Source organism: Flavobacterium silvisoli, from assembly GCF_004329815.1.
GTDB classification, from domain to species: domain Bacteria; phylum Bacteroidota; class Bacteroidia; order Flavobacteriales; family Flavobacteriaceae; genus Flavobacterium; species Flavobacterium silvisoli.
This window is the reverse complement of record NZ_SJPE01000002.1, coordinates 249,393-261,358: the sequence shown is the minus strand read 5'-3', so window position 1 is coordinate 261,358 and position 11,966 is coordinate 249,393. Positions and strand designations below refer to the sequence as shown.

General features: G+C 43.5%; 9 protein-coding genes. 1 reads left to right on the top strand and 8 read right to left on the bottom strand.

The window, feature by feature from the left end; translation table 11 throughout:
* Positions 1-14: 14 nt before the first annotated feature.
* The 4 genes from EZL74_RS03480 to EZL74_RS03465 all read right to left on the bottom strand — a co-directional run bounded on the left by EZL74_RS03480 (position 15) and on the right by EZL74_RS03465 (position 4,486).
* Positions 15-1,100, bottom strand: a complete 1,086-nt coding sequence (locus EZL74_RS03480; protein ID WP_131475198.1) for an efflux RND transporter periplasmic adaptor subunit — start codon at positions 1,098-1,100, stop codon at positions 15-17.
* Positions 1,101-1,110: 10 nt separating this feature from the next.
* Positions 1,111-2,361, bottom strand: a complete 1,251-nt coding sequence (locus tag EZL74_RS03475) for a TolC family protein (RefSeq protein WP_161971685.1) — start codon at positions 2,359-2,361, stop codon at positions 1,111-1,113.
* Positions 2,362-2,435: 74 nt separating this feature from the next.
* Positions 2,436-3,806, bottom strand: a complete 1,371-nt coding sequence (locus EZL74_RS03470) for a sensor histidine kinase (protein ID WP_131475196.1) — start codon at positions 3,804-3,806, stop codon at positions 2,436-2,438.
* The gene (locus EZL74_RS03465) at positions 3,803-4,486 is read right to left on the bottom strand and encodes a response regulator transcription factor (RefSeq protein WP_131475195.1); all 684 of its coding nucleotides are present in this window, start codon (positions 4,484-4,486) and stop codon (positions 3,803-3,805) included. Before EZL74_RS03465 ends, EZL74_RS03470 begins: the two co-directional genes overlap by 4 nt.
* Before the next feature lie 328 nt (positions 4,487-4,814).
* Between EZL74_RS03465 and EZL74_RS03460 the strand changes: the two genes are divergently transcribed.
* The gene (locus EZL74_RS03460; protein WP_131475194.1) at positions 4,815-5,849 is read left to right on the top strand and encodes an NADP(H)-dependent aldo-keto reductase; all 1,035 of its coding nucleotides are present in this window, start codon (positions 4,815-4,817) and stop codon (positions 5,847-5,849) included.
* Between the two features lie 2 nt (positions 5,850-5,851).
* On the opposite strand, the gene EZL74_RS03455 is transcribed toward EZL74_RS03460, so the two are convergent.
* Genes EZL74_RS03455 through EZL74_RS03440 form a run of 4 tightly spaced genes read right to left on the bottom strand, consistent with a single transcriptional unit; the run spans position 5,852 to position 11,909 of the window.
* Positions 5,852-7,219 (bottom strand): PQQ-dependent sugar dehydrogenase, encoded by a 1,368-nt coding sequence (locus tag EZL74_RS03455; RefSeq protein ID WP_131475193.1) that lies wholly within the window; start codon positions 7,217-7,219, stop codon positions 5,852-5,854.
* A 52-nt stretch (positions 7,220-7,271) separates the two neighbouring features.
* Positions 7,272-9,224: a transglycosylase domain-containing protein gene (locus tag EZL74_RS03450; protein WP_131475192.1), complete on the bottom strand. Its 1,953-nt coding sequence runs from the start codon at positions 9,222-9,224 to the stop codon at positions 7,272-7,274.
* A 15-nt stretch (positions 9,225-9,239) separates the two neighbouring features.
* The gene (radA, locus tag EZL74_RS03445) at positions 9,240-10,601 is read right to left on the bottom strand and encodes a DNA repair protein RadA (protein ID WP_131475191.1); all 1,362 of its coding nucleotides are present in this window, start codon (positions 10,599-10,601) and stop codon (positions 9,240-9,242) included.
* Between the two features lie 48 nt (positions 10,602-10,649).
* The gene (locus EZL74_RS03440) at positions 10,650-11,909 is read right to left on the bottom strand and encodes an alpha/beta hydrolase (protein WP_131475190.1); all 1,260 of its coding nucleotides are present in this window, start codon (positions 11,907-11,909) and stop codon (positions 10,650-10,652) included.
* Between the last annotated feature and the right edge of the window lie 57 nt (positions 11,910-11,966).

The window sequence follows — 11,966 nt, the reverse complement described above, 5'->3', positions numbered from 1 at the left end:
GAGTGTAGATTAGGTTAGTCATTTAACGCATCGTAGAAATACAACTGGTTGTGGGTGATAACGGTTTCCCCTTCTTTAAGTCCCGAAGCGATATAAGCAACGTCCCCTACCTGACGGTAAACGTCTACCACACGGGTTTCTAATTTTTTTGCCGATTGATACACCATGACGTAGTTTTTATTGTTGTCAAAAATCAGGGCTTCGGCCGGGACGGCCAACATGGTTTTGTTTTCTTTATACGATACGGTTATGGTTGCTTTGCTTTCGGGCACCAACAAAGAAGCCGAGTTGTTCAGCACCACCCGTATGTTCATAGCATTGGTTTCGGGGTCTATGACTTTAAAAATCTTGTCTACTTTGCCCGAAAATTTTTTATCCGGATTGGATAAGGTAGAAACGGTGGCCTCCATTTCCAATGCTACCTGATTGATATCGCTTTCGTTCACATTGGCGATGGCCCAAACGTTGTTTGTATCGGCTACGTCAAAAATATTGTCTGAACGGTCGCTGCGGAGTTGCATGTCCTGATTGATGTTTTTTTGAATTACATAACCGCTGATGGGGGCTACCACCTGATAAATTGAACCCGGTTTGAGGTTGTAGATTTTATAGGTTTGTCTGATGCGGTTCAGTTGTGACTCGGCGATGGTTAAATCACTTTGAGCCTGCAGCACTTCTTTTTCGGTTACCAGTTTTCCTTCAAACATATCCTGTGCCACTTTTAGGGCATTTTTGGCTACCAAAACCTGACTTTGAGCTTCCTGCAATTCTTTTTCATAGCCTGCCGCTTCGGTGCTTCGGATGGTAGCCATAATTTGCCCTTTTTTTACATAATCTCCCAATTCGACATACACTTTCTCTACGTTACCACCCACCACAGGATAGACTTCAATCAATTTGTTTTTGTCGGCACTGATTTTCCCGAAAAAACGCAATTCATTTTTCAACTGTTGGGGTTCGGCTTTGGCAAATTGGGTTGTTTTCATCATCACGTCGGTGATTTGAAACACTTCTTTTTTTTCGGTTTCTTCCTTTTTACCACAAGAAACCAATACAATCAGAGAGGCAATAAGGGTATTTTTTATAACGGTTGTTTTCATAAATCAGAGTTTAAAAGAGTTTGGCTGCCGTAGCATAATTGAGTTCTTCGCAGGCATTGATCAGGTTTTTGTGAAACTGATTCAAGGTAATCATGCTCTCGTTGTAGCTTTCCATAAAATCAGTGAATTCTAAAATGCTGAGGTTGCTTTTTTTGAAATTGGTATAAATCCCTTGATAGACAGTTTGCAAATCTTCGGCCATGGGGCTTCGGGTGGAGACAAAGCTGTCTTTGAGTTCTTGGTATTTCTGAAAAGCGGCACTCACCTCGTTTTGTACTTCCAACACCTTTTGGCGGTTATCGGTTTTGTCCTGTTCGAGTTGGTATTTGGCTATTTTGATGTTGCCTTTATTTTGGTTCCAAAGCGGTAACGGGATTCCCAAAGTTAGATTGGTTTGGTTGTCATAAGCTCCGCCGCGTTGGTCATAAGAAGCACCTAATGTTACTGATGGCAGCGATAACGAACGTTGCAATTTCAGGTTCCAATTGGCACTTTCGATGATTTTTTGACTGCGCAACAGGTCGGGGCGGTTGGTTACGGCCATTTGTTGCAGTTCGGTTACGGGGAAGAGTGTGCCGGTTTGATATACCTCCAGTTCTTTGTCGGTAGGTGCCGGTTGCAGAGTCATGTCATTGCTGTTGAGCAGTGTAATCAGTGTTTTTTTGTTGTTTACAATTTCAGCCATCAAAAGATTGCGGTCATTTTTCAGACTCAGATACAGATTTTGCAGACGCACCAAATCTTTGAGAGCTACATTTCCTTTTTGTGTTTGTATCAAATAGGCATCAATCAGGGTTTTTAAATTGTCGCGTTGTTTGTCGATTTCTGCAATCGATCGGGAATCAAAGTAAATCGAAAAAAAAGCCGTTCGCAATTGGTATTTCAAATCGCGCAACAGTTGGTCAAACTCTAACCGGATTACTTCGGCATTCGATTTGGATAAGCCGATTTGGTTTTTGCGCTGCCCGCCAATTTTTATGAGTTGTTGAATGTATGCGGCTTTTTCGCCTTCTTTCCCCATGTTGAAAAACTTTTGGTCGTTTTGGGGCGCCCAGGCATTGACTTCAAACCCTACTTGAGGCAAATCCCATATTTTTGATTGCAGTACTGTTGCCTCGGCTTTATCAATATTGTATTGATTGGCCAACAACGAAAGGTTGTTTTTCAGAAAAAGAGTTTCACAATCTGAGAGGGTCAAAGGGGTTTGTGCCAACCCTGATGAAGTAAATACCAGTAAAATATAAAAACAGAATGACTTCATTTTGTATGATTTTTTATCCATACAAAACTCAAGACCACTTCTTAAACCAAACTTTAAAAGGGCTTAAAAAAAACTTAAATTAAAAAGACGATCAGAAACTGGTTGTACTGTTCGTTTGAAATGGTATACGAAATGGTGGCATTGTGGTAGTTTAGGATGCGTTTTACGATAGGCAATCCCAGTCCGGAGCCGCTGGTTTTGCCCGAGTTTACTCCTCGCATGAACGGATCGAACATCTTTTTTTGTTCTTCGGCAGTGACTGTTTTTCCGTTGTTGGAAATGATTACGCTTATTTCTTGGTCATTGAATTGTTTTATTAAAACAACAGCTCTTTTATCCGAGGAATAGGCATAGGCATTTTTCAGCAAATTGAAGAACGCTATTTTTAATAACGATTTGATTCCTTTGATTTCCATTGGTTTTTCGAGGTTTTCTCCCAGTTGAATGTCAAACTCCAAATTGAAACCCGAATGGATTTTCTTCACCTGATCCATGGCATCGAACATGATTTCATCGAGGCGTTCCGAACGAAACTTTTTGCCGATGTCTTCTTTGTTTGCTTTGGCCAAAATTAATAACGAGTCAATCAAATCGGCTATGTGGTGCACATCGTTGTTGATGCTCTTGAGGTATTTTTGGGTGTTTTCCGAATGCTGTTCTAACTGAATCAAGTTTTCGAGTTGCAACGAAATTCGGGTCAGTGGGGTGTACAATTCATGCGAAGCATTGGCGGTAAACTCCTTTTGTGTGGTGAAAGAGTCCTCCAGTCGCGTCAGCATTTGGTTGAATGCCCGGGTGAGCAGGTTGATTTCGTCGTTGCTGTTGTTTTCTTCCAAATGTATGTTGAGTTGGTTGGCCGTTATCGAAGTAATTTGTTGCTGAAAAGTATCTAACGGGCGCAGTAGTTTTTGAACAAAAATGTAAATAAACAACCAAACCAGGATGATGCCGATGCAATAGGTGATGATTAATGAATACAGGAGGTACCTTAATTTAGAATACCCATAATTGTCTTCGGCGGTAATCAAGACATAATAATCGCCGGTTGACATGCGCAGGTAAATGCCCAAAAGTTCCTTGTTGTGGCTTTGCGATTTAAAAAACAGTTTTTCGCGGTTGAGTGTTACCAAGTCGGCTTTAGTCCATTCGATGGTGGTATTGTCAAGGCTTTCATAAATCAACTTGTAATCGGAGTTGAACACCAATGTTTTTTCGTTGTAGAGTTTATTGATCGAATTTTGGTCGATAGACTCCAGTATCTGCTTGTCTATTTCTTTAACTTCGAGCAAGAGCTTGGCCGTGGTCATGGCCTTTTCCTTGAGACGGTTTTTGAATTCTTCCTTTCTGAAGTTGTAAAAACTCACATAAATCAGCGTAGATGACAAGCCGAAGATAACGGTAAAAACCAGCGAAACATTAACTGTAATCTTTCTTTTTAAAGTCATGATTCCTCTACGTTTAAGTAATACCCAAATCCCGAACGCGTCATGATGAGTTTCTCTTCGGCATCCTTGTCAATTTTTTTGCGCAGGAAATTAATGTACACTTCAATGGTATTCATGCTGCTTTCAAAGTGAATATCCCATATCTGTTCTGCGATGTATTTTTTAGAGAGAATCCGCCCGTTGGCTTTCGCTAAAATGAGCAGCAGTTGGTATTCTTTCGGCGTGAGTTCAATAACGGTATGGTTTCGGGTTACTTTTTTGGCGTTCAGGTCAATTTCCAAATCTTTAATCCGAATGGTATTGCTCTCTTCCTGTGGGCTGTTGCTTCTGCGGTGCAGGGCCATGATGCGGATAAAAAGTTCTTCGAAATGAAAAGGTTTTACCAAATAATCATCGGCACCCAAATGAAAGGCATCCCGTTTATCCTGAATTTCCCGGTAGGCGGTCAGCATCAAAATAGGGGTTGACTTATCAGTTTCTCTGATTTTTTTACACACATCCAAGCCGTTTATTTTCGGCACGTTTATGTCGAGCACAAAAATGTCATAGGGGTATTGCTTGTATTGCCTGAAAAATAATTCCCCATCAAAAACAGCATCACAATCCATTTGCATGGTTTTGAGAAAACTGATGATTTCTTTAGACAGAATATGGTCGTCTTCCAGTAACAATACTCTCATGGGTGGCTTAATTTTAAGGTAAAAATAGGGATATAATACTGTACCGTTTTGAAAGTTTTGGATTTGTTTAACAAATCATCGAAAGTCAGGTTGCGGGATACTTCCATATCAAGCTCAGGGTATTAGAATTGAAATCATTGGAACTCTAGATCTGCGCGAAATTTCGAAAATGCTGAATGAGTTTTAATGTATAAATATCGTTTTTTGTTCCATAAGGTCCTGAATTAATTCAGGGCCTTTTTATTTCAAACGGTTTCAAAAAATGTGTTAATCCAGCCCAATTAACCCCGGCAATATTTTACTTTTGTACCGCAAAAAAGCACTACTGATGAAGTACACTACCTTACCCAATACCAATATAAAAATCAGCAAAGTATGCCTGGGCACGATGACCTTTGGCGAACAAAATACCGAAGCCGACGCACACTCCCAACTGGATTATGCCCTAGCTCACGGAGTGAATTTTATTGACACCGCCGAGATGTATCCCATAGCAGCCCGCGAGGCCACATTGGGCTTGACCGAAAAGTACATTGGCAGCTGGTTGAAAAAGTCGGGAAAAAGAGAAGCGTTGGTATTGGCTACCAAAATAGCCGGTCCGAACCGCGGGATGGGCTACATTCGTCAGCCCCTCGATTTTTCGAAAAAAAGCATACACGAAGCGGTGAACCAAAGTTTGCGCAACCTGCAGACCGATTATATTGATTTGTACCAAATGCACTGGCCGGAGCGGGTGATGAACATGTTCGGGCAACGGGGCGTCACGCAATTAGACACCCAATGGCAGGACAATTTCTTTGAAGTATTGACCGTGTACGAAGGATTAATCAAAGAAGGGAAAATCAAACACATCGGAGTTTCTAACGAAAACCCGTATGGGGTGATGAAGTTTTTAACCGAAAGCGAGAAGCACAATTTGCCCAGAATTGCCACCATTCAAAACCCGTATTCGTTGTTGAACCGTTTGTTTGAAGTGGGCTTGTCTGAAATTTGTATGCGCGAACAGGTTGGTTTGATGGCCTATTCCCCTTTGGCGTTCAGCTTTCTGACCGGTAAGCATTTGAACGGTATACAGCCCGATTCCCGCTTGGGATTGTTTCCGCAGTTTACGCGTTACAGCAGTGAGAATTGTTATAAAGCGACCCAAAGGTACCAGCAGTTGGCTCATGATAACGGAATGACACTTACGCAAATGGCTTTGGCTTTTGTCAACCAGCAACCGTTTGTGATGTCGACCATCATTGGCGCGACTACCATGGAGCAACTTAAGGAAAACCTGGCTGCTTTTGCGGTAGTTTTATCGCCCGAGGTGTTGACCGAAATTAATAAAATTCAGGCCCTTTATCCCGATCCTGCTCCTTAAATTTATTCTACCACCAGTTTGGAAGGATAGCGGTTGCCCGTGCTGTCTTCCAGTACCATCAGGTATAGGCCTTTGGCCAAATCAGCTATTGATAGCGAAGGGATGTCGCCGTTTTTGGTCAGTACCGCTTTGCCGCTGACGTCAAAAAGGGTAACGTTAGAAAGGCTTATCCCGTCGGGATTTTTGAAGAAAATTTCGGTTTTAGCCGGGTTCGGATAAAAGCTCAGCCCGTTCTTTTGGGTGGTGGCTACCCCCAATGAAGTGTCAATGACTTTATAAATGGTACTTCCGCCTGCTACATACAGTTCGCCGTCTTTATCTTCTCCGAACGTAGTTATGAAAAAGGAAGCATCATAGCCCCAGGTTATCGTCCCCGAACTGTCAATGGTTCCGATTTCGCCCGAACAGTAATCGCCAAAGATATATTTGTTGGCAAAATTCGGATAAGCGGTCCCGGTGTAAAAATACCCGCCGGTTACAGAGCAACGGCTCCCGGTTTGCGGGTATAATGCAAATGGCGCGACGGTTGAAGCATAAGACGGACAATTGCCCGAAGAGGTATTGTAAACCACATTGGCTTCGTAACAACGCCATCCGAAATTCAGTCCCGTATCAGGCAGCGGACTGCTGATTTTGTTGATTTCTTCGATGGCGTCCTGACCCACATCGGCAATCCATAAATCTCCGTTGAGTCGGTTAAAAGAAAACTTCCACGGGTTGCGCATCCCGATAGACCAAATTTCGTCATTACCGGCTACACCCACATACGGATTGGTAGGCGGAATCCCATAAGGCGAGCCCGAATTGACATCGATGCGAAGCATTTTCCCCAGGTTTTCATTGATGTTCTGGGCCCTGTTACCCGGATCACCGCCGCTGCCGCCGTCACCCATTCCGATATACAAATACCCGTCGGGACCAAACTTGATGGTGCCGCCGTTGTGATTGGAGTAAGGCTGGGCAATGGTTAGTAGCACGGTTCCGCTGTTGGGATCGGCTATATTGGGGTCGGCCGACACTGAGTAACGTGCAATGACCGTAGCCCCATCTCCGGCACGGGTATAATTCACATAAAAATAACCGTTGGTGGCATAATCCGGATGAAAGGCTAAACCCAGCAAGCCTCTTTCGCCACCCGATGCAATGGTGGTTGTGGTCAAGGTCAGGAAAGGAGTGCTGTTGACAGTGCCGTTAGGATTTATGATTTTGATGATTCCGCCCTGTTGCACGGCAAATAAACGGCTGTCGTTTGGGGCGTGGGTGATTTCGGTCAAAGAGGTAAATCCGGTGGCAAAACTTTGTACGCCTATGGTTTGCGCAACACTAATGCCGGTCCAAAACAAGAAACAGAAGAATAGATTTTTTTTCATAGTCAATCGGTTTTGGGTAAAGTTATAAAATTCAACCGATTAAACCTTAAAATCAGAATTCAAATTCATCTGTGCTGAGGCTGTCGTTTTCTATAGTGTTAATTGTTTTTTGTTTCAAAAACGATGCGGCCGGTCCCGAAATCGTCAGCGGGAAGTTGCCTATAGTGTCATTAGCGGTCAGGACATTGCGGCGCAACATGAGTTTGGTGAGAAACGTTTCCTGCTGTTTGGCAAATAATTTGAGTTCGTGGTTCGCGTCAAAACGGTACATGAATCCTTTGGGTTTCGGGATGATGGTGGCCAGGAACAAACATTCGTTCAGGTTCAAATCGCCCGGACTTTTTTGGAAATAAAACCGCGAAGCTTCGCCTATGCCATACACATTTGGCCCCCACTCAATGATGTTGAAATACACTTCGAGCATGCGTTCTTTGGTACTGATGTGGTTGTTTTCTAAAATGTACACCAACAGGATTTCCTCGAGTTTTCGCGACAGCGTTTTTTCGCGGGTCAGGAATACGTTTTTGACGAGCTGCATGCTGATGGTACTGGCACCACGCGAGAATTTTTTGGTGCGTATGTTTTTCACGATTGATTGTTTGAACGCTTCATTGATAAACCCTCTGTGGTTGAAAAACGAAGGGTCCTCACTGGTCAGTACACATTTTTGGAGGTAAGGCGAAATGGCACTCAAAGGCGTAAAATAAGGATTCGAATTTCCTACAACAATGGGCCGTTGCAGAATTCCTTTGTCTACGGCACGGTAGACGAATTCGGAGTTGATTTTGTTCAAATCGGCTTCCCCGTATTGGGTGATTTTCAGGTTTTCGGGCCGGAGTTTGCTTTCAAAAACAACCTCGTTCGGTTTGTGGTTGTTGTAGGCAAAATGAAGCGCATAACTAAAATTGCCTTGGGCTTCCATCCCTTCAAAATGGCGAAAAAGGCCGTTGGGCAGTGAAGCGATAAAGTCCTGCGCCTTCATCTTGGGAATGGATAATTTCAGCGCGTATATTTTGTCGGTATCATGGGTATAAGACAAATAGGGATTGCATTGGATGCGGTTCAGTTGTAGGGTTGAGGTGCTGTCTAAGGCGATGGCGCGTGAGGCAACCACCCAGTGGTAATCAAACCGGGCGCTCTGCACGGTGACATCCTTGCCGGCAATTTTGGGATGGTTTACAAAGAGGTTTTTGATGGAGGAATAGCCGTCGATGTGGAGTTCCCCGCTGCGCATCGTCAGATTTTCCAGATTAAAGTGAATGGATTTAAAACCGGTTTTCAAATTCCATTTTTTATCCAAATACGGAATTTTTACGGTATCTTTATCGGGGTTGTAAAAGTCCAGATCAGCTTTTCGGTCGCGGGGGTCGGCAAATCCGCTGATGCTCCACTGTTGTGAAAAGTCCTCGGAGGTTACCTGAATCCGCGTGTTGAGTTTTTTGTTTTCCAAAGCCAACTGTTGAAAATCGAAGACAACTTTATGGCCTTGGTCATTGATTCTGAAAGCAAAACCTTTGACACTCATGTCGGTAGGAACCAAGTTCATGAGCCGAGAGGTGATGCGGTTCAGCAGTTTGGCGTAATTGACTTCGGCGTTTTCCGATGGGTCCTTTTTAGAACGAAGGAACGCGTCAAAATTGCTGCCGTTTTTGGTTTTCACCAATTGTATATACCCTTTGTTGATTTCCAATTTCCCAAGTTGTATGTCTCCGATTAACAGTTTCCAAAAGGTAACCTTGGTTTTCAGTCCCTCAATCCGAACCAGTGTATCGGCTTGTTTGGGAACCAGAGCGATGTGTTGAAATTCCAATTCGGTCAGTCCGTGGAATTCGGCTTTTTGAATGGTAAGGCGGCATTGGTAATCCCGGTCGAGTTTGGTGTCGATGCGGTGGATGATTTTTTCCAAAAGGGCATTTCTGAAGGCAAAAGCCAAAGCGATTCCCAGCAGTAACATCATACCGCTGATTTTTAGTGCGAGAAATGCTTTTTGCTTTGCGGTTTTCATTTTTTATGAAATCGGTTACCCAAACAACTGTTCGACTACTTCTTCAATCCTGGATACCAAAATAATTTTGATTAACGGATTTTTGATGGCAATCTTGTTGTATTTAGATACAAAGATAGTGGCAAAACCTAATTTTTCGGCTTCCTGTATGCGTTGTTCGACGCGGTTTACCGGACGGATTTCGCCCGAAAGCCCTACTTCTCCGGCAAAACATACATCTTTGCCCACGGCGATATCTTCGTTGGAAGACAGGATGGCCGCCACCACTGCCAAGTCAATGGCCGGGTCATCTACCGAAATGCCTCCGGTTACGTTGAGGAAAACGTCTTTGGTGCCCAAGCGGAAACCGGCGCGTTTTTCCAATACGGCCAAAATCATGTTTAATCTTTTCGCGTTGTACCCAGTGGTGCTTCGTTGCGGTGTGCCATAAACGGCTGTTGATACGAGCGCCTGAATTTCAATCATGAGTGGTCGCATCCCTTCGAGTGTTGCCGCGATGGCGGTTCCGGAGAGTTCTTCTTCGCGGTGGGAGATTAAAATTTCGGAAGGATTGGACACTTCGCGCAAGCCCGAGCCCTGCATTTCATAAATGCCCAGTTCGGCAGTTGACCCAAAGCGGTTTTTAAGCGAGCGCAGGATGCGGTAGACGTGGTTGCGATCGCCTTCAAACTGCAAGACGGTATCGACCATGTGTTCTAAAATTTTAGGTCCGGCGATGTTGCCGTCTTTGGTAATGTGCCCAATGAGGATGACCGGAATGTTGGTTTCTTTGGCAAATTTGATAAGCTCTGCCGTGGTTTCCCGGATTTGTGAAATGCTGCCGGCGGTCGATTCGATATAATCGGTGTGCAGGGTTTGGATGGAGTCGATGATGACGATATCGGGTTCCACTTCTACAATATGCCGGAAGATGTTTTGGGTTTTGGTCTCGGTGAGGATCAAACAGTTTTCGCTGTTCGGGTTGATGCGCTCCGCGCGCATTTTGATTTGTTTTTGGCTTTCTTCGCCCGAAACATATAAAGTTTTAAAAGGGAGTTTCAGGGAAATTTGCAACAATAACGTACTTTTTCCGATGCCGGGCTCACCTCCCAACAGAATCAAAGAACCCGGAACAATTCCGCCGCCCAATACGCGGTTTAGCTCCCCGTCAGTAGTGTCCATGCGGATTTCCTGAGTCGAGTCAATTTCTTTTATTTTCAGCGGTTTGGAAACACGCTTGGTTTCGGTTGAGGTGGGTTTCCAGCTTGTTTTTTCTTCTTTTTGAATGATTTCTTCGGCTATGGTATTCCATTCTTTGCACGAGTTGCATTGCCCTTGCCATTTGGCGTATTGAGCTCCGCAATTTTGACAAAAAAAAGTAGTTTTTAGTTTCGACATTTGGGTTGTAATTTATTCCGAATTTCTTGTCGGACTGGCTCAGTTTTTTTAAGGTTTTTTGTCTTCAGCCGGAGTTTCAGCCGGTGGTGTATCGGCAGGAGTTTCAGCCGGAGGCGTTTCCTCTACTATCGGTTCTTCTTTTCCTTTTTTTCCTTTTTTAGGCAAATTAACTTTTAGAGCTTCGGCTCTTTCCATCATCATATCTTTGGTCAAATCGCCAATTTCTTCTTTTTGAAAGGCCGCCAAATAAGACTTTACGGCTCGGGCATTGTCGCCTTTCTTTTCGTACATCTGTGCCATTTCGTAGTCGGCCAGCATCGCTTTCGGATAATTTTTTCGGGCCAATTGAGAGAGTAAATCAAACTCGTTGTACGCCTGATTTTTTATGATGGCCGCTTCAATAGCTTTGAAATCATTTAAACGAATTTGTACTTTCAACCCCAATGACTTTTCGAGCACATCGTATTTATTGGCTAAATAATCGACATAACCCGAGGGTAAAGTGGCAATTTTTTCCTGAAATTCGGTGATGGAAATTGGTTGATAAACGGCGAAAATTTGGTATAAAGCACTCGGAATCGAATTCAAAACCATGGAGTAATGGGAGGCGCCTTTGAAGTCTTCGAAGCGGTAATTCAGTTTCGGGTTGTTTATTTTTTTTATCTCTTCGTCCATCGCCATAATTCGGGTGCGCATTTTTTTGACGTCACCTTCGGCTGTAGAGTGATAGTAAAAAATCGGTTTTTGAATCGCCGCCAATCGGTCGGGAATTTGTTCTTCCATGCCGGTGGGTAATTCCGGACTCATGGAGATATAGGCATCAAAGACCGGGTTGTCTTTGTATAAGTAACAATTTAAAAATCCGGCGGTAGTATCTAATCCGGCGACAATTTTAAACGGAGCTGTTCTGAAATTTTTCTGAATGTACGGGATTAATTCCATCCCGATGAACTCAAAGAATTTTTCTCCTTTTTCATCCGGCAAACCGGTGGTAGCTTCGGTAGCGCAATCGGTTTCGCGCTCGTTGTTTTTGTTTTGGCTGATGCCCACGATGATCACTTCGGGTAAATCATCCCAATAGTAGCCGTAACTCAAGGCTCCCTGAAACGGGTCAAACAAGAAATCGCCATCGAGCAAGAGTAAAATAGGGTAGCTCTGTTTGCTGTTTTTGGCATAAGACGGCGGTAGCCCTATAGTAATTTCCCGGTTTTCGTTCAGCTTTTTAGAACTGATGGTATCGGTAATTCTCTTTTGTGAAAAAATGCTATTGGAACAAATTAGTAAGACTAATACAAGAAGTTTTTTCATGGATAAGGGTTTGGTTAAACAGCCGTTTTTGCTAAATTAATCAGCAAGATAACAAAA

What these genes read in the sequence shown, in the direction of transcription:
- radA (WP_131475191.1), bottom strand. Translation starts at nt 10,601, where the DNA reads ATGTCGAAACTAAAAACTACTTTTTTTTGTCAAAATTGCGGAGCTCAA.
- EZL74_RS03450 (WP_131475192.1), bottom strand. Translation starts at nt 9,224, where the DNA reads ATGAAAACCGCAAAGCAAAAAGCATTTCTCGCACTAAAAATCAGCGGT.
- EZL74_RS03455 (WP_131475193.1), bottom strand. Translation starts at nt 7,219, where the DNA reads ATGAAAAAAAATCTATTCTTCTGTTTCTTGTTTTGGACCGGCATTAGT.
- EZL74_RS03440 (WP_131475190.1), bottom strand. Translation starts at nt 11,909, where the DNA reads ATGAAAAAACTTCTTGTATTAGTCTTACTAATTTGTTCCAATAGCATT.
- EZL74_RS03465 (WP_131475195.1), bottom strand. Translation starts at nt 4,486, where the DNA reads ATGAGAGTATTGTTACTGGAAGACGACCATATTCTGTCTAAAGAAATC.
- EZL74_RS03460 (WP_131475194.1), top strand. Translation starts at nt 4,815, where the DNA reads ATGAAGTACACTACCTTACCCAATACCAATATAAAAATCAGCAAAGTA.
- EZL74_RS03480 (WP_131475198.1), bottom strand. Translation starts at nt 1,100, where the DNA reads ATGAAAACAACCGTTATAAAAAATACCCTTATTGCCTCTCTGATTGTA.
- EZL74_RS03470 (WP_131475196.1), bottom strand. Translation starts at nt 3,806, where the DNA reads ATGACTTTAAAAAGAAAGATTACAGTTAATGTTTCGCTGGTTTTTACC.
- EZL74_RS03475 (WP_161971685.1), bottom strand. Translation starts at nt 2,361, where the DNA reads ATGAAGTCATTCTGTTTTTATATTTTACTGGTATTTACTTCATCAGGG.